Raw genomic sequence first — 21,017 nt, forward strand, 5'->3', positions numbered from 1 at the left:
GGCTCCTTACAACTCGATGCTCATGCCATCGTAGGCCACTTCCACGCCGCGGCGCAGGACTTCGGCGCGCTCGGGCGACGCCTCGTCGAGGATCGGGTTGGTGTTGTTGATGTGGATAAGCACCTTGCGCTGGCGCGCGAAGCCGTCGAGCACTTCGAGCATGCCGCCAGGGCCGTTCTGCGCCAGGTGACCCATCTCGCGGCCGGTACGGGTGCCGACGCCGCGACGTTGCATTTCATCGTCTTCCCACAGAGTGCCGTCCACCAGCAGGCAGTCGGCGCCGTGCATCATCTCCAGCAGCGCGGCATCGACCTGGCCCAGCCCTGGGGCATAGAACAGCTTGCCGCCGGTGCGGGTGTCCTCGACCAGCAGGCCGAGGTTGTCGCCCGGGTGCGGGTCGAAGCGGTGCGGCGAGTAGGGCGGTGCGGCGCTACGCAGCGGGAAGGGGGTGAACCTGAGGTTCGGGCAGGCCGGAATGACGAAGCTGCCCTGCAGTTCGATGCGGTTCCACTGCAACCCGCCGTTCCAGTGGCTGAGCATGGTGAACAGCGGGAAGCCGGTGCTCAGATCCTGGTGGACCATGTCGGTGCACCAGACCTGGTGCGGGCAGCCCTCGCGCAGGCTGAGCAACCCGGTGGTGTGGTCGATCTGGCTATCGAGCAGCACGATGGCGTCGATGCCGGTGTCGCGCAGGGCGCGCGCCGGTTGCATCGGCGCGAAGGCCTGGAGCTGGGCGCGGATGTCCGGCGAGGCGTTGCACAGGATCCAGTGTTCGCCGTCGTCGGACAGGGCGATGGACGACTGGGTGCGGGCGGTGGCGCGCAGGCTGCCGTCACGAAAACCCTTGCAGTTGACGCAGTTGCAATTCCACTGGGGGAAGCCGCCGCCGGCGGCGGAACCGAGAATCTGGATATACATGGCTACTCTCTTGCCGGACGACCCTGTCCATGAAACGAAAACGCCCCGGCGGGCCGAGGCGTTGCACTGCAGCGCTGCTTAACGGTTGGCGAAGTACATGGTGACTTCGAAGCCGATGCGCAGGTCGGTGTAGGCAGGTTTGGTCCAGGTGGTCATGGTGGTGCTCCTTCCGGATAGGGTTGGGGTGGTGTCAGCTATCTACTTGGGCGCCGCCTGGAGCAGGAGGTTCCATTGGCTGAGATTGCGCTATCTTACAAGAAAACTTTGTACGCAATGGTTAATTCTTGGAAAAGCGCCGTTGCGTTTGAGGTAACAATCCCGGCGTGGGTTGGGTTATTGCCAGCGCTCATCCGGGGGCTCGCCGTTAGCCAGGCAAAGCCAACCATAATCGGCGTCCAGCAGGCTTTTCAGCAGTTCATCCAGTAAAGGCTGAGTGGTGTTGAGAATAGACCGCTGGAGCTGGGAAAGGTCTGTCGGCTCTGTAGCCAGATATGTCTGCCAAGCCCAGTGCGCGACCTCGGCATTGGGCATCGCCGGTTCGTCGAACTGCGCCGCCAGGGCTGCCTGGGCGGCCGTGTCGAGCGTTACTCCTTCGTTCAGCACTGTGAAGAGATGATCGAGAATCTGCGCGGGGCTCGCCTTCGGCGATTGCACGCCGAACAGCAAGCCGCCTTGGCCCTGGATCTGACGAAAGGCACTGAACACCGCATAGCCCAATTGCAACTCCACGCGCAGACGCTGGTACACCGGCCCTTGCAGCGCTTGCGCCAGCAGCCGACCAGGGCCCTCGGCGGCGCTGGGCAGCGGGCAGAACAGCACAAGGGCATGCTCGCTGCCGCCTGTGGCGTGCCGCACCCAACGCCGGCCCGGCGAGCGTGTCGGGGCAGACGGCCGCACGCCAGGCTTTCCGGGCGCGTGCTTGAGCACAGCGCCGAGCGCGGCTTGCGCGGTGAGGTCGAAGCCGATGGCGAGGCCTTGCCGAGGGGCGCTGGCCCAGAGCCGGTCGAGCATCGACTGATCCAGCCGGCTCGCCGGTTGAGGCGGCGCGGCCCTGCCGTGCAGATGATCGGGCAGCGCGCTCAGCAGCGCTCGGATCGGCATCTGTGGCGCTTTGCTGGGCGCTGGAGTGCGTAACAGTTCAGCGCTCGGCTGGCGCAGAGCCTCCAGTGCCAGGGCGACGGTGCGAATCACTGCGCCTGGGCTGCCCGCGCAACGCAGTTGCCAGTGCTCGCCCTCCCGACTGAAGTCCAGTTGCAGCGAGGCGCGATGGGCACGTTCGAGCAAGGGTCGCAGGGTTTGCGACAGGACGTGATGGAAGCGCTCGCGCAGCGGCGAGGCGATCAACCAATGCAGGTAGAGCGTCGCCAGGCCACGCTCAGGTGGCAGCAACGCGCTGATCGCCACGTCGTCGGGCAGGCCGGCACGTGCGCGCGGCAGGTCAGCCCGCAGCAGCGGCTCATCCTCAGGTGGTGGCCAGTGGCCGTGGGCGCTGGCGGGAAGATCTGCGAGTAGTGCTTGGAAGGCCTCGAGCGCTTGTGCATCCAATGCCGCGAACGGGATGTCGGCGCTGTCTCGACGCGCCAGTTCCAGGGCGCTGGCGGCTTGCTCGCGGCGCTGTTGCAAGCGCCCGAATTCGTCATTGAGTCGCGTGGCGCTCGACTGACGCAGGCTGCCGAGCCAGCCGTGCAGCAGGTTGCGGACTTCTGCTGGCGGAGCGTCATCGCTCAGATGCAATCGAATGTGCCAGAGCACCTGTCCGGCGAAGGCGTACAACGTCTCGCTGTGGACGTCCAGCAGCCAGCCGCGTTGACGCAAGGCGTCGAGCCAGCCACCGGGGCGGCTGTCGTTCAAGCAGGACAGCAACAGTTCCAACGCCTGTGCGGCGCCCGGCGGCAGAGCGTCGTGGGCAAAGAGCAGCTCCAGACAGCCCGCCGTAGCCGGGTGTTCGACCCAGGGGGCGTCGAGCAGGGCAGGAGGCGGTTGCTGTGCCTGCGCTGGACCCTCGGCGAACAGGTTGGCGAACGGTCGTGCCAGTGCTTCGAGTGCGTCCAGCGATTGCGGGCCGCACAGGCTCAAGTGAATGTGGCTACCCCGGTAGAAACGGGCGTGGAAGTCGAGCAGCGCTCGTTGGAAGGCAGGATCCTGGACGGCCAGGCTGTATCGATTGCCTGCATGAAATCGACTCAACGGATGGCGCGGCGACACACGCTGCAACAGCGCAAACTGGCGCTGCGCCTGGTCGTCGCGCGACCAGGCGATGAACTCGGCGTGGATCACCTCACGCTCGCGGCGCTGGCGCTCGACGCTCAGATCCGGCTCGGCCAGCATCTGGCACAGGCGCTCCAGTGCCGAGCCTAGGGCGCTGACAGGCACTTCGAAGAAAAAATCGGTGGTGCGCTCGCGGGTGCTGGCATTCACCTGACCCCCGACCGCCTGCACATGACGCATCAGGCCGTCCTGCAAAGGAAAGCGGGCGGTGCCGAGGAAGAACAGGTGTTCGAGAAAATGCGCGAGGCCGGGCCATCTGGCCGGGGCATCGTGGCTACCGGCATGCACCCGCAGGGCGGCGGCAGCGCGCTTGAGGCGCGGCGCGTGGCGCAAGGTCAGGTGCAGGCCGTTGGCCAGGGTCAACGTGCGGATCGGGTCGGTCATGGGCGCATGCTAGCGTATTTGCGCCGCCGCAGCTCTGGCGGCTCAGCGCTGGACGCGATGCAGGTCGTGCCGCAGGTCGGCCAGATACGGAAAGGCCTCGCGTCCTTGCCTCAGCGTTTCATGTGACAGGTCTGCCAGCAGCAGGCTTTCCTCATCCTCGGCCAGGCTCAGTTGGCTGCCGTCCGGCGCGACGATGCTGCTCTGCCCGCAATACTGGATCTCACCTTCCGAGCCGCAGTAGTTGGCGTACACCAGGTAGCACTGGTTCTCCTGCGCCCGCGAACGCACGGTCACCTGGCAGACGAAATCGTAGGGCGCCATGTTGGCGGTCGGCACCAGGATCAGCTCGGCACCGTTCAACGCCAGGCGCCGGGCGTTCTCGGGGAACTCGATGTCGTAGCAGATCAGCAGCCCCAGCTTCCAGCCATTCAACGCCACCACCGGGAAATGCTCCTCGCCGGGGCTGAACATCGTGCGGTCCAGCTCACCGAACAGGTGCGTCTTACGGTAGTTGCACAGTCGGCGGCCGTGAGCGTCGATCAACTGCACGCTGTTGTAGACCGCGCCGTCTTCGCCCTCCTCCGGATAGCCATAGACGATGGCAATGTTCTGCGCCTGTGCAAGCTCGCCCACAGCCTGGGCCGATGGGCCATCGACGGGCTCGGCCAGGCGCTGCACGGCCTGGGCGCCGATGTTGTAGCCGCTCAGGAACATTTCCGGGCACACCAGCAACTGCGCACCTTGTGCCGCCGCCTGATGTACCCGTTCGCGCAACCGGTCTAGGTTGCCAGAGACGTCCAGTGGCCTGGGCGCGCCTTGGAACAGGGCGATGCGCATGGCGTTTCCTCGCGGTTTTCAGTCGGGCAGGGCGATGGGGCCGATGTCGGCGAACACGTCGCCAGGACCTGGATTGTCCGGATGTGTGCGGCCGCCAAAGTGGTTCATGATACCCCACACCGCATTCAGCGAAGTCTGCACCGCGCCTTCCACCCAAGCCGGCGTCCAGGACACATCGTCGCCGGCGATGAAGATGCCGCGCTGCTCGGCCGGCAGATCCTGCTGCATGAAGTGCGCGTACATGCGCTGGTTGTAGCGGTAATGGCCCGGCAGTGCGCCTTTGAAAGCGCCGAGGAAGTAAGGATCGGCTTCCCAGGAAATGGTGATCGGGTCGCCGATGATATGCCCGGCGATGTCGGTCTTCGGGTAGATCTTCTTCAGCGAGTCCAGGGCCAGTTGCACACGTTTCTCGGTGGGGTGCGGCAGCATCTTCAGGGCATCGCTCATCCATGCATAGGACAGGCAAATCACCCCCGGCTTGTCGTCGCCGTTGTCGAACAGGTAGGTGCCGCGCGTGAGGCGGTCGGTGAGGGTCATGCTCAGCAGGTCGCGGCCGGTTTCCGGGTCTTTGTCTTTCCAGAACGGCCGATCGACCATGACGAAGGTCTTCGACGACTGCATGTAGCGCGTGCGGTCCAGGGCCATCCACATCTTCTGCGAGAACAGCGCTTCCTCGCAGTCGATCTGCGTGGTCAGCAGCCAGCTCTGGCAGGTGGTCAGCACTGCCGCGTAGTGGCGGCAGTCGCCGTAGTTGTCGGTGACTGCCAGACGCCCGTCACTGGCCCGCGCGATGCGCTTGACCCCCGCGCGCGGTGCACCGCCGTGCAGCGACTTGAGGCTGGTACCGGCCGGCCAGTGCGCCGCCTGCGCCGGGGCGTGCCGCCAGATGCCCTGCGGCACCTGCTCGACGCCACCGACCACCAGGTGCTGGTGATCGTCGCAATTGGTCATCACCACGCGGAAGATTTCCAGCATCGAATTGGGGAAGTCCGAATCCCAGCCGCCGGTGCCGAAGCCCACTTGGCCGAATACTTCGCGGTGCTGGAAGCTCAACTGGGCAAAGGCCTTGGAGGTGGCGACGAAGTCATAGAAGGTGCGGTCGTCCCACAGCGGAACCAGCGTATTCCACAGCGCTTTCAGACGCGGCACGTCACGCTCGCGGATCGCCTGCTGGATCTCGCCGAAGGACGCGCGGTCCTCCAGCGCGTCGGCCCAGGCATCCGCCACTTCGCGGAAGATCGGTGGCAGGTCGCCAGGGTTTTCCGCGTAATAGGTCTGGCCCTCCAGGTCGATCACCGTGCTGGGTGAGGCCGGGGTCAGCGGGTTGGGGAAGGGGCGGGTTTCCAGCCCCAGCTTGTCGACATAGTGGTAGAAGGCGGTGGAGGACACTGGAAAGCGCATGCCGCCCAGTTCGGCGACGATGGCGTCGGTGCCGTTGAAGGCCTGCGAGCGCAACCGCCCCCCGAGTTTCGACGCCTCGTACACCACCGGCTTGAGGCCCAACTTCATTAACTCGTAGGCCGCCACCAGACCGGCGATCCCGGCGCCGACGATGGCGACTTCCTCGCCCTGCCGCTCGACGGGAATACTGCCGAGCCCGGCAGGATGCTCCAGCCAGTCATCGAACGCGAAAGGAAAGTCGGGGCCGAAGATGGTCACCGGGGGCTTGCCGTCGGCGGGATGGCGGTTTTTCTTGTTCATCTGATGACCTTGCCAGAGCGGCTGCGCAGAGGGCGGAGCCTGAGTATAGGAAATGCCTGGCGATCATTTTAGGGCTAGGGATGGTCGTTATTAAGAGCAAGAGTGGCGTCGAAATGCCTGTTTTTTCGTCATAACGACTTGAGCGTCGAACGTTATGACGAGCGTTCACACCGCCTGGCCACGATCCACCTTGTGGCTGAGGATGATCGACGTGGTGGTTTTCTCGACCCCTTCAAGGCTGCCGATCTGGTCGAGTAACTGGTCGAGCTGTTCGGGGGAGTCGCTGCGCAACCAGGCCACATAGTCGAACTCCCCACTCACCGCGCACAGTTGCTGCACCTGGCCCATGGCCGAGAGCCGGCGCACCACCTCGCGTCCGGCACGTGGCTGAACCTTGATCCCGACGTAGGCTTGCAGACCGCCGCCAGCCAGACGCTGACCCAGGCGCACGCCATAGCCGGTGATCACCTTGTGCTTTTCCAGCCGCGCCAGGCGCGAGGTGACCGTGGTGCGGGCGATACCCAATTGACGCGCCAGCGTCGCCACGCTTTCGCGGGCGTTGATTTGCAGCAGGGCGATGAGCTGGCGGTCGGTGTGGTCCAGGGGGAGGGTGTCTGGCATGGCGGGGCTCTTGGTGCGGTGGACTCAGGCGATGGTACGGGGGTTTGCGGAGAGCCGCTTGGGAAACTAAACCAAGTGGAGCTCATCAGAATTTTGTATATCCCGTTGACATATCCCTGAGTGCTTAGAATTATGTTGACCGAATGAATCAGCAGAAAAGGATGGAATATGGAACAGGGGTCAGTCTTCCAGAGTAATCGAAGCCAGGCTGTCAGGTTACCTAAGGCCGTCGCATTACCCGACGATGTAAAGCGTGTCGACGTTGTCGTGCTCGGTCGCGCCCGAATCATCACGCCCGCTGGCGAATCCTGGGATAGCTGGTTCGACTGCGAAGGTGTCACACACGATTTCATGGACGAACGTGAGCAGCCAGCAGATCAAGAGCGTGAGTCTTTCTAATGCTGAAGTTCATGCTCGATACCAACATGTGCATCTTCACCATAAAGAACCGCCCGGAAGAAGTCAGGGAGGCCTTCAAACGCCATGATGGTCAGATGTGCATCAGTACGCTAACGCTCATGGAGCTTATTTATGGTGCGGAAAAGTCGTCTAGCCCTGAGCGTAATTTGGTCAACGTCGAGGGCTTCGCTGCACGCCTTGATGTACTCGATTATGACCAGGCGGCCGCTGCTCATACCGGCCAGCTTCGTGCCGAGCTAGCCCGTATGGGGAAACCCATTGGACCGTACGATCAAATGATCGCTGGACATGCCCGCTCAAGAGGTCTGACCGTCGTCACCAATAATCGTAGGGAGTTCGACCGCGTTCCTGGGCTGCGGGTGGTGGATTGGGTCACTACGGCTGATTGAGGTTCCCAGTCTGATGTCCAGGCAGCTTTGCATTTGGCATCATTCCCCATCGGTTCACGTGTCTAATGTGCTGGTGTGGACAGTGAGCTCCAGTGCCATATGAAAACGGCCGCCGCCAGAAACGACAAAGCCGCGCAATGCGCGGCTTCTCACATGGTGGGCCCACACGGACTCGAACCGTGGACCAAAGGATTATGAGTTCGCCAATGACACCGCTACGCTAGGTTTCATTGGGTTACACGAGGAAACGGTACAGTACGCGAAAGCACAGGGCAATCAGTACGTTAGCGAACGGTAGGTTACAGATGAGGACCTTCGTACTGTACCGCTAGTGTACCTGTGCGAGTGGCTTGTTTTGTACCGTCGATCCGGCGTCCCTGCCGGCGCTGGTGTCCAGGCCCCGGGCAAAAAGCCGCCCGGGGCCTGGCTCGGCATCCATGCCTCACCAGCTCAAATTGGAACGCATTTCAATGGCCTGCTGCTAAGCTGGTCTGAGGTTGCCAACGACTGCCACCGGAGAGCTTAGCCACCGTGGTGATAGCAGCAAATATGTATGCGAGAGCTGATCGTACCATTACGAGACTATGCCTACTAACGTGGTTGGGCGCACCGTCACCGAAAGGTTGAGCCGCTGCCCTAAAGGTGTGGGAGCATGCATCTGAAAACTCGCTGTGTTCTGTCACTGAGCGCACTGATAGACTGTGTCGTCCAGCGACGACGTTATATAACCTGCCGTGTCAGGAACGAGAGCGTCTCGAAATGAGTTTTGTCATTTATCTGTAAGTTAAAGGTTTGACAGTTTGCGATGCTGAACTTATGAAAACGACACTAAATGAGAAAGACATAAAAGCTGCTGTTATCGAAAAAGTTCGAACTCGTGTCGAGAAAGAAAATGCAGTCCTGATTAACGAAATGGTTATTGGCGATGGAGATCGTCGTGCTGATCTGGTCATTGCTAATGGTCATATGAACGCTTTTGAAGTTAAAAGCGACGTAGATAACTTGAGTAGGCTTTCAGGTCAGCTTGAGAGCTACTTGTCAAGGTTTGATAAATTGACGTTAGTGGTATCCTCTAAATATATTGATGAGGCTTTGAAGACAGAAGATCGCATAGGCGTTTGGGAGGCTTTTGAAAAAAATGGAGCTGTAAAAATTAGAGTCCACAGGCCTGGGCGTTTGGAGCTAGTTTCAAATAGACAGGATATTTGTGGGTTTATGCTGAAAAGCGAGCTTGTTTCTTTTCTCCGTTCTAATGATGTAGTTATGAATTTCAAAGAAGCGGACCGGGATGAGCTGATTTTGCAGGCGAAACGATTTCCATTGTCGATTATCCGCAAGGCAGCTATAGATTTTGTAAAAGCTAGATATCGCACCCTTAGTTCTAATTTTTTAAATAGCTGCTCAACTGTGGTAGCACCTTCTGATCTTATGAACTTAAGTCGGTCTAAAGTCAATAGGCTACGTCTTGAGGAAGAACTGGGGTTGAATCAATGTCGAGCCCCCTCTAGTAAGCGTCGAGAGATAAATCTTTCTAGATTCTTCCCGGAGGGGGACATTCCAGACAGTATGCCTCGCTATATTCTAGTTCCGTCAGTTTAAAGAATCCAGTCATCATCCTCTTCTGTGGGGATGTCGTTATGTAGTAAGTCTAATTGATAATTGATGTGAAGATTAACACGGACGGCGATTGCTGTTACGGGGGCGTTAATGGTGCTTCCTTCTCGGCTTACCGTGTTTTTAAGCATTTGAGCTCCCCATGAGCTGCTATCCTTTATATCAGGATGCTCGTCTAGCAGTGTCCTTGCGGCGTCTATGTAACCTTCGCTTTTAGTCTTGGGTCGCCTTTCAAAGAACCAGAAACCATCGCTTGGAACGTCTAGCCGAGGTAGGAATGTCCCGCCTTCATCGTCATAAACCACGGAATGGATTGATACATGGTCTCCGTATTTAACTATATCGGAGCCTATCTCGTCATAAAGAATGTTTTCTAGTATTTCTATCTTTCCTGATGTTTCACTCCCCTCATTCAGTGACGGTATAACTGAGCGGGGGAAGCTAGTTCCGGCCAGGACTCGAGGCACTTGTGGTACTTCTTCAACGATCGTATTCAGAGTCCTAAGAATGCTTTCGAGTACTCCTGGTTTTATATTTTTTGTAGATAGATCTCGAATATATGCTGCATCTATGACTATTAGGGAGTCTTCTGGGTTCTCGAGGGCGTAAAGAGAATTTAGAGTGCTCTCCAGATCGCTTTTAAAATCTCTTATCCTAAATACTGGGGGGCGCCCTAGTTTTTCTAGTGCTAGGGCCTGTCGAACTATCTCTCGTCCTTTTGCTCCTGGAGTAAATTGGACGGTAGGTACTATTTTCTCGTTGTTCCTAACAAAGTCAACCCAGTTCTTAAAGTCGGATTGTGGGTCGAGAAAGTTACGCACAGCTTGGTTTTGATGCTGCAGGTCACGACTGAGGTCAAGTATGAAACTTCTGTCATTTACGCATTCACTAATTTTTGCGATCGCTTTATCGCAGTCCTCAGAATTTCTCCATTTTCCCAATGTTATTAGGGGTAGGAGCTTGTCTTTTGCTTCTGTGGATAAATTGGCATATCCGTTGAGTTCTGCTTGTCTGGTTCGAATTATGGGGAAGTAATTGAAGTCTTTGAAGTTAATAGTCATCACTCGTCCTTATGATCGTTTGTGTTGTCCATGTGGGCTGAGAGTTTACTGCGGATGGCTTCTTTGATTGGTTCGGGATTGATCATTGAAGAAAGCGCAGCGGAAATGTTTCGATATGATACAAGATCATTCTGCTGAGAAATAAAGTCATTCTGATGCTTTATTGAATCATCTTTTGCCCGCACAACTTCATTTCGCAGGGACTCGATTGTGCTAGATGAGTTTTGTTGCAGCCTTTGTATTGATATAAATGCACTTACGCTAAGTGTAATGGTGATCACCGCTGACGCAAGCCACCCTGAAAGAGAAACAACATTTGCATTGCTGTTGGGGTTGGAGAGGTAAATACTCAACCCTACGCTCGCGAGCCCAACGATCAGGCTGATAATGGACACAATTCTATCCAGGTTCATTGTATTCCGAGTCCGATTCGAATGTGATGGCTAGATGCTATACGATTTCCGTGTGTAATAGTAGTCAGGCGCACCTACAGCATTTACCGCAGGGACTACTCCGAATTTTTCAGAGATTTTGGAAGAGATCAGCTCATTCAAATCGTGCTGACTATTCCCACCTTTTTGGATGTCTAGCAAGGACGCACTTTTCCAATACTGAGCAGGATTATTTCCAACAAAATGTGGATTTTCTACAAGGTTTGCAAACTCAGAAATGACTCTAGCCTTGGAAAAATAACTTTTCTCTAAAACGCCCACCAATTCTTTCAGGACATTTAGAGCCGAATCCTCAGGAAATTGAGACAACCATTTTTCGACGTGCTCTACATCGGGTGGATGTCTATCATGTGCTCTGTAATCGCTAATAATGGCCAATAAACGCTGAATTAAAGCCGCTCGCTCATTCATGTAGATCTCACTTCCAGTTGTGATAAGAGCTACTATACTGCCATTATCTAGGCTTCCGTGGTAGCCAGGCTTTTGTACGAAAAGTGCCTGAGCGACGATCATGCTGCGTTGTAAACAGGCTCGAAATGCTCATTTACAGCCAGTACACTCCGCTTCCTCGCTTGTTTTAGCCATGCCTGATCGCCGCTCGGCGATTTTTCGTGCAAAGCATAGCAATAGATCCAGCAACTCTACCTGGTTGCAGTTCTGGGTAAAAATTGCTGACATTCATGTCGCTGGTCTCCGTTTCGGGAGGGCATCCAAATCTCTAACGAGATCTTCTCCTAGCAGGTGCGTGTAGCGCTTGGATCGTGTCCCGAGAAGTGGTGTAACTGAACCAACCGAAGGCGCCCTGTGGGCGAAAGAGAGTGGTCATCGTGGTTCTTGGCTAACGTTGAGTTTGCGAAGACCTAACACTCACCAGGAAAACCACGATGACCAAGCCCACTATCGCACTGACCGAGTTGGTTGAGAAAGGGGCAGACGCTGATCTGCTCAAGCAAATGATCCAGTTCGTTGCCCAGCGCATGATGGAATTCGATGTCGAAAGCCTGTGCGGCGCCGGCTTCGACGTTAAAAGCCCTGACCGGATCAACAGCCGCAACGGCTACCGGGATCGCCTCTGGCAAACCCGCGCTGGCGATGTCGATCTCAAGATCCCGAAACTGCGTCAGGGCAGCTATTTCCCCGGCTTTCTTGAGCCTCGTCGTACTGCCGAGAAGGCCATGGCGGCGGTGATCCAGGAAGCCTATATCCAAGGCGTTTCAACGCGTTCGGTGGACGAGCTGGCCAAGGCCATGGGCATGACCGGCATTTACAAGAGCCAGGTGTCACGGCTGGCTGGCGAGATCGATGAACGCGTCCACGCCTTCCTTGATCGCCCTTTGGAAGGCGACTGGCCTTACCTGTGGATCGACGCCACGTACGTCAAGGTGCGGGAGGCCGGACGCATCGTCTCGGTCGCCGTAATAATTGCCGTGGCCGTGAACACGGATGGTGGCCGCGAGTCTTGGGCATGCGGGTTGGGCCGTCGGAGGCCGAGCCGTTTTGGACGGACTTCCTGCGAAGCCTTATGCGGCGCGGCATGCGTGGCGTGAAGTTGGTCATCTCCGATGCCCACGAAGGTCTGAAGGCTGCGGTTTCCAAGGTCTTCAACGCGACCTGGCAGCGCTGTCGCGTGCATTTCATGCGTAACGCCATGGCCCATGTCGGCAAGGGCCAGCGCACCATGGTAGCGGCGCTTCTGCGCACGGTTTTCGCCCAAGATAGCCGCGCTGAATGCCACCAACAGTGGCGCTTGGTTGCAGACCAACTGCGCGAAAAGTACCCCAAGATCGCAACACTCATGGACGGGTGCGAGGACGAGGTGCTGGCGCACATGGCGTTTCCCAAAGCGCATCGACAGCAACTGCACAGCACCAATCCACTGGAGCGGCTCAACGCAGAGATCAAGCGCCGCACCGACGTCGTGGGCATCTTCCCCAACGATCCAGCGATCACAAGGCTGGTAGGGGCGATGCTGCTGGAGCAGAACGACGAATGGTGCCTGCAACGGCGATATATGCAGTTGGAGGCCTTTGAATCCGTCAGCGATAATCCACAGGCCAAGCTGTCGGCCGTAATCAACTAAACGGCAAACTCAGTGGCCAGCGCCATGATGAGTTACACCACTTCCTGGGACACGATCAGCGCTTGAGCTGCTGCATAGATTTATGTCCGCTCAAAGCCGCTAACTTTTGGGCCGACAGCCCGCGCTCTGCATACCTGCTGATACCCTCATGTCGGAAGTCGTGAAAGCGGAAATCAGACATACCCAGTTTTCGCTTCAGCAGTCCCCAGGTTTTTGTGAAAGCGTAAGGACGTCGCTTTCCGTCCTTGCCAGGTTCTCCAAAGAAAATCAGATCGCAATCGTTCGGACGAGTCGGGTTATCAAGGGCATCCCTGAAAGCTTCGGTAGCAATCTCATTGAGGGGCACTTCCCTAGGGCTGCCGTTCTTGGTGTCTGGGAGGAATGCTACACGCTTCTGAAGGTTGACTTGGTGACACCGCAGGCCAGTAATCTCCGACGAGCGCATTACGGTTTCCAGTGCAATAACGGCGATCCACCGCAGCATAGGATTGCTGTAGTCGTTTAACGCCGCAAAGAGCCGATGTTCTTCGTCACCAGCTAGCCGGCGATCACGTTCTGGGCCAGGGCGCGGCTTGCGGATATTCAGTACGGGATTGAACGTGAGCCCTAATCCTCATTCTTTGATCGCTACGGTGTAAAGGTGACTGAGTAGCGCCAGTTCGAGACGGACAGTATTGTTGCTTATTGGGCGGCCGTGCTTGCTAGTCGAAGCGAGCCGGCTGTCCCGATAGTAAGCGATAATCTCGGCAGAAAGGGCGGCTAACGAGTATTTGCCTAGATTCTGGATGAGTTGCTTTGCCTTGGTTGCCTCAGCTTTGCGAGTGCTAGGCTTCTTTGTCGGCGTGACATCCGCCAGATAACGCTGCAGGGCTTTCTCCAGCGTCATGCGCTCTGAGCCGCTGCGCTGGATATACACACCCCGCACCATTTCATCTTCGGTGCGTCGTGACCAGTCCTCGGCGTCGCGTTTGGTGCGGAAGGTTTTGGCGTTGGTCGGCCATCCGGTCTTGCGGATGACGGCCTTCCAGGTGCCGGCGGGGGTTTTGACGATTGTAGCCATCTGAAGGACTCCAAAGGCGTGCAAGCGAAGCCGCACTGTACCTAATTTGTACCTTTAGACCATAGGACTGTATCTGAGGTGGTTCCGCCAAAAACACGAAAGCCGCGCAGTGCGCGGCTTTGAGTATGGTGGGCCCACACGGACTCGAACCGTGGACCAAAGGATTATGAGTCCTCTGCTCTAACCAACTGAGCTATAGGCCCCAGAGGTCGGCGCGATTATAACGAGGGTTGGCCATGGGTGCCATCTGAAAGATCCGTTGGTGCTATGCGAAGAAAGCGCGCGGCGAACTGCTCGGCCGGCAGCGGCAGGCTGACGATGTAGCCCTGAATCTGCTCACACCCTTCGGCCGCCAGGAAGCGTTGCTGGGCCGGGGTTTCCACGCCTTCGGCAATGATCGTCAGTTGCATGCTGCGGCCCAGGGCGATGATGGCGCGGGCGATGGCGGCGTCGTGGGGGTCGTCCGGCAGGCCGCGGATGAATGACTGATCGATCTTGAGGATGTCCAGCGGTAGGCGCTTGAGGTAGCTGAGCGACGAGTAACCCGTGCCGAAGTCGTCGATCGCCAGTTGCACGCCCAGGCCCTTGAGTTGGTGCAGGATGGCCAGGGCCTCTTCGGCCTGGCTCATGATGAAGTTCTCGGTGATCTCCAACTGCAGGTCGCCGGCCTGGAGCTGGAAGGTGCCGAGCAGGTGTTCGATGCGCCGCGCCAGGCTCGGCTGGCGCAACTGCGCGCCGGCCAGGTTGATCGACAACGGGCCGAACGGTGCGTAGGCGTGCTTCCACTGGTGCATCTGCCGGCAGGCCTGCTCCAGTACCCAATCACCTAATTGCAGGATGCTGCCGTTCTCTTCGGCCAGGTGGATGAACTGTTCGGGCGGCACTTCGCCGAAAGTGGGGTGCGTCCAGCGTACCAGCGCTTCGGCGCCGACCAGGGCCTGGGTCTTGAGGCTGAACTTGGGTTGGTAGTACAGGCTCAGTTCGTTGCGCTCGATGGCCCGGCGCAGTTCGTGTTCGAGGAAGATCCGTTCGTTGGCCTGGGTGGTGAGGTCCAGGGTGTAGCTTTCTACGCGGTTGCGGCCTTTGGCTTTGGAGCGGTACATGGCGGCGTCGGCGTTGCGGATCAGGGTGGCGACGTCGGTGCCATCTTGCGGGTAGAGGCTGATGCCGATGCTGGCGCTGGTGAAGAACTCATGCTCGCCCGCCTGCACCGGGGCGTGGAAGCAGGTCAACAGTTTGTTGGCGATGGCACTGGCATCGCTGGGGCGGTGCAGGCCGGGCAGCAGAATGATGAACTCGTCGCCGCCCAGGCGTGCCACGGTGTCGACATCGCGCACCTGCTCCCTGAGGCGCTGGGCGATGCCTTTGAGCAGCAGGTCGCCGACGGGATGACCGAGGCTGTCGTTGATGTGCTTGAAGCGGTCGAGGTCGAGAAACAGCACGGCGCCCTGGCGGTTGGGGGCCTGGGCGCAGTTGAGGGTGGCTTGCAGGCGGTTCTCGAACAGGGTGCGGTTGGGCAGGCCGGTCAACGGGTCGTGGTGAGCCTGGTAGTCCAGTTCCGCCTGGGCGTGCTTGAGGCTGGAGATGTCGGCGAAGACCGCGACGAAGTGGCTGATCTCCCCCTCGCGGTTGCGCACGGCGCTGATGGTCAGCCAACTGGGATAGAGTTCACCGTTCTTGCGTCGATTGCAGATTTCGCCCTGCCAGTGGCCTTCGGCGCAGAGCTGATGCCAGAGAGCGGCGTAAAAAGCGCTGTCGTGCTGGCCCGAGGCGAGCAGGCGTGGCGTCTGGCCGAGGGCTTCGTGTTCGCTGTAGCCGGTGATCTCGCTGAAGGCACGGTTGACCGCACTGATGCGCTGCTCGGGATCGGTGATGAGCACGCCTTCGGCCGTGTTCTCGAATACCGTGGCGGCCAGTTGCAGCTTTTCCTGCATCAGGTGGCGTTCGGTGATATCGCGGGTAATGGTCAGCATGCAGTCGGTGTCGCCGATGGGCAGCGGTCGTGCAGACACTTCGCACAGCCGAATCTGACCATCGCTGCGGCGGATATGGCAGCTGAAATCGCGCACGAAGCCGTCGCGGCGCAAGCGCTCGACCAGGCGCGCGCGCTCGTCGAGGTCGGCCCAGATGCCCAGGTCCAGGCTGTTCTGATCGCGGTTGGGGTCGATGTCGTAGCCGGTCAGGCGGCAGAAGCCCTCGTTGACCTCCAGCAGCAAGCCGTCGCGCTGGCGTGACAGCAGCAGGCCGTCGGGCGAGGCATGGAAGGCCTTGGCGAACTTCTGTTCGGAAAGACGCAGCGCCTCTTCGGTGCGCTTGGTTTCGCTGATGTCGATCATCAGGCCGCGAATCAGCGGTTTATGACCGTGGCCGATCATGCTGACGATGTTGCGCACCCACAGTGTCTGGCCGTCGGCACGTATCACACGGTAGTCCAGGCTGTGGTCGCGGCCCGCTGCCGTTTCGCTGTCGCAGTAGTGCTGCACACGGAGGGCGTCATCGGGGTGCAGAATGCCCCGCCAGAAACCGGGCTTGAGCCACTCGCGCTGTGGATAACCGAGCAGATCCTCGGCGTGGGGGGAGACGTAGCTGTAGGTGAAGTCGTTGGCATCGGCTTCCCAGGCCACTGCCGACAGGCTCTCGATCAGGCCTCGATAGTGGTATTCGCTGCTGCGCAACTCCTGCTCAAGGGCGATTCGCCGAGAAATTTCCGAAGTCAGGCGGCGATTGATCCGCAACATGGCGATGAGAATCGCCCCTACGGCGGCAAGCGCTGGCAAGCCGAGCAGCAACAGGTTGTGCCACAGGACCACTTGCTGACGATCGACGACCTGCATTGGCGCATGACTGCGGGCATCCACGGTGAGGCTGGCGTTGGTAGGCCGAATCTGCGAAGACGATTCGGACGCAGGGGGTAGGGCGGCAGCAGTGTTCTGGTCGGTCAAAGCGCTGGCAGTTGTGTTCCAGATCAGCAGGAGCAACAGCACAAGTGCCGGCAGCAAGGGCATGGCGAACTCTCGATCAAAGGGGCTGATTCGAGTGTAGACGTGCCGGGATGAACGGTGCCGAGGAATGCGGCCAATGGCCTGCAGGTTTTTGTCGCCCAAGAAAAACCCCGGCCTGGGCCGGGGTTCGTCATCACTCGTCGAGGAAGGAGCGTAGATGCTCACTGCGCGTCGGATGACGCAGTTTGCGCAGCGCCTTGGCTTCGATCTGACGGATCCGCTCGCGGGTCACGTCGAACTGCTTGCCGACCTCTTCGAGGGTGTGGTCGGTGTTCATATCGATGCCGAAGCGCATGCGCAGCACTTTCGCTTCACGGGCGGTAAGGCCCGAGAGTACGTCGCGCGTGGCTTCCTTGAGGCTTTCGACCGTGGCCACATCGATCGGGGACTGCATGGTGGAGTCCTCGATGAAGTCGCCCAGGTGCGAGTCTTCGTCGTCGCCGATCGGGGTTTCCATGGAGATCGGCTCTTTGGCGATCTTCAACACCTTGCGGATCTTGTCCTCAGGCATTTCCATACGCTCGCCCAGCTCTTCCGGCGTCGGTTCGCGACCCATTTCCTGCAGCATCTGCCGGGAAATACGGTTGAGCTTGTTGATCGTCTCGATCATGTGCACCGGAATACGGATGGTGCGCGCCTGGTCGGCGATCGAGCGGGTGATCGCCTGGCGAATCCACCAGGTGGCGTAGGTCGAGAACTTGTAGCCACGACGGTATTCGAACTTGTCCACCGCCTTCATCAAGCCAATGTTGCCTTCCTGGATCAGATCGAGGAATTGCAGGCCACGGTTGGTGTACTTCTTGGCGATGGAAATCACCAGACGCAGGTTCGCCTCGACCATTTCTTTCTTGGCGCGACGGGCTTTCGCCTCGCCGATGGACATGCGGCGGTTGATTTCCTTGATTTCGGCAACGGTCAGACCGCTTTCGGTTTCGAGGTCGATCAACTTCTGCTGGCACGCGACGATGGCCGCGTCTTTCTCGCCCAGCGCGGCGGCCCACTTGGTGCTGCGCTTGGCCAGATCACCGCTCCAGGTCTGGTCGGTTTCGTTGCTGGGGAACAGGCGCAGGAAGTCGGCGCGAGGCATGCGGGCATCACGCACGCACAACTGCATGATGGCGCGTTCCTGTTGACGCAGGCGGTCGAGGGCACCGCGCACACGCTCGACGAGCGCGTCGAACTGCTTGGGTACCAGCTTGATCGGCATGAACAGGTCGGCCAGGGCTTGCAATGCCTGGACGCTTTCCTTGGCGCCGCGACCATGCTTCTTCACCACCTTGTTGGTGGCCTGCAGCTGGTCGGAGACCGCACCGAAACGCTGTGCGGCAACGACAGGGTCCGGACCGCTCTCGGTCTCTTCCTCTTCGTCGCCGTCGGCGCTCTCTTCTTCTTCCTCGTCGGACTCTTCCTTGGCGGCGGGCGCCTTGGCACCGATGACCGGCACTTCTTCGGTCGGTGCGGCGATGTTGTCGTCAGGGTCGATGTAGCCGCTTAGCACATCCGACAGGCGACCGCCTTCGGTGGTGACGCGGTCGTACTCGCCGAGAATGTGATCGACGGTGCCCGGGAAGTGGGCAATGGCGCCCATGACTTCACGGATGCCTTCCTCGATGCGCTTGGCGATTTCGATCTCGCCTTCGCGGGTCAGCAGCTCGACGGTACCCATTTCACGCATGTACATGCGCACCGGGTCGGTCGTGCGGCCGATATCGGTTTCGACTGCTGCCAACGCAGCGGCGGCTTCCTCGGCCGCGGCTTCGTCGGTGTCGGCTTCCGCCAACAGCAGGGCATCCGCATCCGGAGCACTCTCGAATACGTTGATCCCCATGTCGTTGATCATGCGGATGATGTCTTCCACCTGTTCCGGATCTGAAATATCCTCAGGCAGGTGGTCGTTGACCTCCGCGTAAGTCAGGTAGCCCTGCTCACGACCGCGGGTGATCAACTCTTTGATACGAGATTGCTGTTGCGCTTTTCCGGACATAACACCCTATCCACTGAAGGTCTTGGCGGGCAAAAAACAAGCCGAGGATTATACCCGAGCATGGACCTCACGCGCCAGATGAGGTCGGGGTTTGTGCGGGAACATTCCTGCTCAAAAGGGCGAGAAGCTGCGATTTTTCCTCGCCGCTCAGCTCACTCTGACGTGCTTTCCTGAGCAGATGTTCCAGGCTTCGCTCGCGCTGGCGAGCAGACAAGCTAGTAATGGTGTCGAAAAACTGTTGTTCAAGGTTATCGGCATCGATGAGCCATTCCTTCTCCGCCAGTGCCCGCAACAGGCGGCCTTGGTCGGTGCCGTGCCAGCGCGCGATCAACTGCATCGAGCTTAGACCAGGATTTTTCTGCACGGCTTCGATCAAGGCCACCAACAGCTGGCTGTAGAGGTGTTCCTCGGCAGCGAAATGGCTGGCATCTTCCACCTTGCCGGCCAGCAGCGGGTAGTGCAGCAAAGTGCGCAAGGCCGCGAGAGCCGGGGGTTCCACGGGGGCTGGGGTGCGTGGCGGAGCCTCATCGCGCTGCCAGCCTCTGCCGCCTTTGCGCTGCTTGTCCCAGGGCTTGCCCTTGCCCTCCCAGGGCTTTTTCGAGCCCCCCTTGGGGGGCGTCCAGGGCCGCTGTTCGGGCTGCGCCTGGCCATAGTCGTAGTGCTGTTCGGAAAAGTCCGGGGTGTAGCTGGCCATGGCGTCATAGTCATAGCCTGGATCGTAGTCCGGTACGTTGGGGGCTGCCGGCTGCTGGGCCAGTTGCTCCATTTGCTGCATGTCCAGGCCGGTAATTTCCTTCAGCCTGTTGCGCATCAACTGACGCAAATTGGCGCCCGGAATTTTTTCGATCAACGGTGCAGCCAGGGTCGCCATGTGCGCCTTGCCTTCCAGTGACCGCGGGTCGGCTTCGTTGCTCAGTTGCTCGAAGAAGTAGTCGGCGAGCGGTTGCGCATGCTGGTGGATTCGCGCCTGGAAGGCATCGGTGCCTTCGGCGCGTACCAGGGTGTCCGGGTCTTCGCCCTCGGGCAGGAACAGGAAGCGCGCGCGGCGGCCGTCCTGAAGTGTTGGCAGTGCGGCTTCCAAGGCGCGCCAGGCGGCTTTTCGTCCGGCCTGGTCGCCGTCGAAGCAGAACAGTACGTTGGGCACCACGCGAAACAGGCGCTTGAGGTGCTCCTCGCTGGTGGCGGTGCCGAGGGTCGCTACGGCATTGCGCAAGCCTTGCTGGGCCAGGGCGATGACGTCCATGTAGCCCTCGACCACGATGATTTCGTCGAGATTGCGGTTGTGCTTGCGCGCCTCGTACAGCCCGTAGAGTTCCTGGCCCTTGTGGAACACCGGGGTTTCCGGTGAGTTCAGGTACTTGGGCTTGTCGTCGCCCAGCACCCGACCACCGAAGGCGATCACGCGGCCGCGGCTGTCGCGGATGGGGAACATCACCCGGTCACGGAAGCGGTCGTAGCGCTTGCCACTTTCGGCGTTCTCGATGAGCAAGCCGGCGTCGATCATGACTTTTTGCTGCAGGGTGTCCGCGCCCAGGTGCTTGAACAGGTTGTCCCAGCCCGGCGGCGCGAAGCCCAGGCCGAAATCACGGGCGATTTCCCCGGACAGGCCTCGGCCTTTGAGGTATTCGACTGCCGCCTTGCGCGTCGGATGATTGCGCAAGGCCTGGCGATAGAACTCGGCCGCGGCTTCGAGCAGCGGATAAAGAGGCGAGTCGGTGGGCTGGCGCGGCTTCTGCCCGCGTCGGCCTTCCTCGCGGGGTACTTCCATGCCCGCGGCGCGGGCCAGTTCCTCGACCGCCTGGGGAAACTCCAGGTTGTCGTGGTCCATGATGAAGCCCAAGGCGTTGCCCCCGGCGCCGCAGCCGAAGCAGTAGTAGAACTGCTTGTCGGGACTGACGGTGAAGGACGGGGTCTTTTCCTTGTGGAACGGACAGCAGGCCGAATGATTCTTGCCGGTCTTCTTCAGCTGGATGCGCGAACTCACCACATCGACGATGTCGGTGCGGTTGAGAAGATCATCGATGAAGCTCTGGGGAATCAGCCCGGCCATGGCAGTCTCGTTATCTGGCTACGGCAAGTCTAATCGCAGAAGTGCAGCAAAGGAGATGCGAGTGCGCGGTTCACCTGCCGCATCGGGCGTTCGAGGGTGAAGCGCTGAATAGATGCCCGATGACCGGAGTCTGGGCGCCCGAAGCACAGGGCTTGGGATTTGCAGCTACAACTGCC

Annotated in this window: 14 protein-coding genes, 1 tRNA gene and 3 pseudogenes; 4 read left to right on the forward strand and 14 right to left on the reverse strand. The window is 59.3% G+C overall.

Annotated elements, in window-relative coordinates; genetic code table 11:
- Positions 1 to 6 precede the first annotated feature (6 nt).
- From pqqB to ACK2SD_RS02335, 6 genes are all read right to left on the reverse strand, one after another.
- Complete coding sequence (gene pqqB / locus ACK2SD_RS02310; protein WP_029614026.1) at positions 7 to 918, reverse strand: pyrroloquinoline quinone biosynthesis protein PqqB; 912 nt, start codon at positions 916 to 918, stop codon at positions 7 to 9.
- Positions 919 to 996: 78 nt separating this feature from the next.
- Positions 997 to 1,074 (reverse strand): pyrroloquinoline quinone precursor peptide PqqA, encoded by a 78-nt coding sequence (gene pqqA, locus ACK2SD_RS02315; protein WP_080754815.1) that lies wholly within the window; start codon positions 1,072 to 1,074, stop codon positions 997 to 999.
- A 177-nt stretch (positions 1,075 to 1,251) separates the two neighbouring features.
- Entirely contained in the window at positions 1,252 to 3,570 is a 2,319-nt protein-coding gene (gene pqqF, locus ACK2SD_RS02320) for a pyrroloquinoline quinone biosynthesis protein PqqF (RefSeq protein WP_412461268.1), read from the reverse strand.
- Positions 3,571 to 3,612: 42 nt separating this feature from the next.
- Positions 3,613 to 4,407 (reverse strand): carbon-nitrogen hydrolase family protein, encoded by a 795-nt coding sequence (locus ACK2SD_RS02325; protein WP_412461269.1) that lies wholly within the window; start codon positions 4,405 to 4,407, stop codon positions 3,613 to 3,615.
- Between the two features lie 18 nt (positions 4,408 to 4,425).
- Positions 4,426 to 6,108 carry a flavin monoamine oxidase family protein gene (locus tag ACK2SD_RS02330; RefSeq protein WP_304485363.1) on the reverse strand — a complete coding sequence of 561 codons (1,683 nt, stop codon included), beginning with the start codon at positions 6,106 to 6,108 and terminating at the stop codon, positions 4,426 to 4,428.
- 165 nt (positions 6,109 to 6,273) lie between these two features.
- A complete protein-coding gene (locus ACK2SD_RS02335) occupies positions 6,274 to 6,729 on the reverse strand; it encodes an Lrp/AsnC family transcriptional regulator (RefSeq protein WP_029614028.1) in 456 nt (151 codons plus the stop codon).
- Positions 6,730 to 6,897: 168 nt separating this feature from the next.
- On the opposite strand from ACK2SD_RS02335, the gene vapB reads away from it, so the two are divergent.
- The 3 genes from vapB to ACK2SD_RS02350 all read left to right on the forward strand — a co-directional run bounded on the left by vapB (position 6,898) and on the right by ACK2SD_RS02350 (position 9,137).
- Positions 6,898 to 7,128 carry a type II toxin-antitoxin system VapB family antitoxin gene (gene vapB, locus ACK2SD_RS02340; RefSeq protein WP_412461270.1) on the forward strand — a complete coding sequence of 77 codons (231 nt, stop codon included), beginning with the start codon at positions 6,898 to 6,900 and terminating at the stop codon, positions 7,126 to 7,128.
- The gene (gene vapC / locus ACK2SD_RS02345) at positions 7,128 to 7,538 is read left to right on the forward strand and encodes a type II toxin-antitoxin system tRNA(fMet)-specific endonuclease VapC (RefSeq protein WP_412461271.1); all 411 of its coding nucleotides are present in this window, start codon (positions 7,128 to 7,130) and stop codon (positions 7,536 to 7,538) included. The genes vapB and vapC overlap by 1 nt, the downstream gene beginning before the upstream one ends.
- Before the next feature lie 816 nt (positions 7,539 to 8,354).
- On the forward strand, positions 8,355 to 9,137 hold the full coding sequence (locus ACK2SD_RS02350; protein WP_412461272.1) for a sce7726 family protein: 783 nt from the start codon (positions 8,355 to 8,357) through the stop codon (positions 9,135 to 9,137).
- Here ACK2SD_RS02350 and ACK2SD_RS02355 read toward each other — a convergent pair.
- From ACK2SD_RS02355 to ACK2SD_RS02365, 3 genes are read right to left on the reverse strand one after another with little or no spacing between them, the layout of a single operon-like run.
- On the reverse strand, positions 9,134 to 10,213 hold the full coding sequence (locus tag ACK2SD_RS02355) for a beta family protein (RefSeq protein ID WP_412461273.1): 1,080 nt from the start codon (positions 10,211 to 10,213) through the stop codon (positions 9,134 to 9,136). The two genes, ACK2SD_RS02350 and ACK2SD_RS02355, sit on opposite strands and share 4 nt — an antisense overlap.
- Positions 10,213 to 10,608, reverse strand: coding sequence for a hypothetical protein (locus tag ACK2SD_RS02360; RefSeq protein WP_412461274.1), 396 nt, complete (start codon positions 10,606 to 10,608; stop codon positions 10,213 to 10,215). Before ACK2SD_RS02360 ends, ACK2SD_RS02355 begins: the two co-directional genes overlap by 1 nt.
- A 48-nt stretch (positions 10,609 to 10,656) precedes the next feature.
- Positions 10,657 to 11,178, reverse strand: a complete 522-nt coding sequence (locus ACK2SD_RS02365) for a hypothetical protein (protein WP_412461275.1) — start codon at positions 11,176 to 11,178, stop codon at positions 10,657 to 10,659.
- Positions 11,179 to 11,549: 371 nt separating this feature from the next.
- Between ACK2SD_RS02365 and ACK2SD_RS02370 the strand changes: the two are divergent.
- Positions 11,550 to 12,745: pseudogene (locus ACK2SD_RS02370) on the forward strand (IS256 family transposase).
- Positions 12,746 to 12,800: 55 nt separating this feature from the next.
- On the opposite strand, the pseudogene ACK2SD_RS02375 reads toward ACK2SD_RS02370, so the two are convergent.
- The 5 genes and pseudogenes from ACK2SD_RS02375 to dnaG form a co-directional block, all read right to left on the reverse strand.
- Positions 12,801 to 13,805 (reverse strand): annotated as a pseudogene (locus ACK2SD_RS02375) (site-specific integrase).
- Positions 13,806 to 13,931: 126 nt separating this feature from the next.
- Positions 13,932 to 14,008: transfer RNA gene (locus ACK2SD_RS02380), tRNA-Ile, on the reverse strand.
- A gap of 15 nt (positions 14,009 to 14,023) precedes the next feature.
- Positions 14,024 to 16,591: pseudogene (locus ACK2SD_RS02385) on the reverse strand (EAL domain-containing protein); the annotation flags it as partial.
- A 349-nt stretch (positions 16,592 to 16,940) separates the two neighbouring features.
- Positions 16,941 to 18,791 carry an RNA polymerase sigma factor RpoD gene (rpoD, locus tag ACK2SD_RS02390; RefSeq protein ID WP_116889516.1) on the reverse strand — a complete coding sequence of 617 codons (1,851 nt, stop codon included), beginning with the start codon at positions 18,789 to 18,791 and terminating at the stop codon, positions 16,941 to 16,943.
- 67 nt (positions 18,792 to 18,858) lie between these two features.
- Entirely contained in the window at positions 18,859 to 20,841 is a 1,983-nt protein-coding gene (gene dnaG, locus ACK2SD_RS02395) for a DNA primase (RefSeq protein ID WP_116889514.1), read from the reverse strand.
- Between the last annotated feature and the right edge of the window lie 176 nt (positions 20,842 to 21,017).

The sequence above is a fragment of the Pseudomonas sp. SC11 genome (assembly GCF_047039205.1).
GTDB lineage: Bacteria > Pseudomonadota > Gammaproteobacteria > Pseudomonadales > Pseudomonadaceae > Aquipseudomonas > Aquipseudomonas boreofloridensis.

What these genes read in the sequence shown, in the direction of transcription:
- pqqB (WP_029614026.1), bottom strand. Translation starts at nt 918, where the DNA reads ATGTATATCCAGATTCTCGGTTCCGCCGCCGGCGGCGGCTTCCCCCAG.
- pqqA (WP_080754815.1), bottom strand. Translation starts at nt 1,074, where the DNA reads ATGACCACCTGGACCAAACCTGCCTACACCGACCTGCGCATCGGCTTC.
- pqqF (WP_412461268.1), bottom strand. Translation starts at nt 3,570, where the DNA reads ATGACCGACCCGATCCGCACGTTGACCCTGGCCAACGGCCTGCACCTG.
- ACK2SD_RS02325 (WP_412461269.1), bottom strand. Translation starts at nt 4,407, where the DNA reads ATGCGCATCGCCCTGTTCCAAGGCGCGCCCAGGCCACTGGACGTCTCT.
- ACK2SD_RS02330 (WP_304485363.1), bottom strand. Translation starts at nt 6,108, where the DNA reads ATGAACAAGAAAAACCGCCATCCCGCCGACGGCAAGCCCCCGGTGACC.
- ACK2SD_RS02335 (WP_029614028.1), bottom strand. Translation starts at nt 6,729, where the DNA reads ATGCCAGACACCCTCCCCCTGGACCACACCGACCGCCAGCTCATCGCC.
- vapB (WP_412461270.1), top strand. Translation starts at nt 6,898, where the DNA reads ATGGAACAGGGGTCAGTCTTCCAGAGTAATCGAAGCCAGGCTGTCAGG.
- vapC (WP_412461271.1), top strand. Translation starts at nt 7,128, where the DNA reads ATGCTGAAGTTCATGCTCGATACCAACATGTGCATCTTCACCATAAAG.
- ACK2SD_RS02350 (WP_412461272.1), top strand. Translation starts at nt 8,355, where the DNA reads ATGAAAACGACACTAAATGAGAAAGACATAAAAGCTGCTGTTATCGAA.
- ACK2SD_RS02355 (WP_412461273.1), bottom strand. Translation starts at nt 10,213, where the DNA reads ATGACTATTAACTTCAAAGACTTCAATTACTTCCCCATAATTCGAACC.
- ACK2SD_RS02365 (WP_412461275.1), bottom strand. Translation starts at nt 11,178, where the DNA reads ATGATCGTCGCTCAGGCACTTTTCGTACAAAAGCCTGGCTACCACGGA.
- rpoD (WP_116889516.1), bottom strand. Translation starts at nt 18,791, where the DNA reads ATGTCCGGAAAAGCGCAACAGCAATCTCGTATCAAAGAGTTGATCACC.
- dnaG (WP_116889514.1), bottom strand. Translation starts at nt 20,841, where the DNA reads ATGGCCGGGCTGATTCCCCAGAGCTTCATCGATGATCTTCTCAACCGC.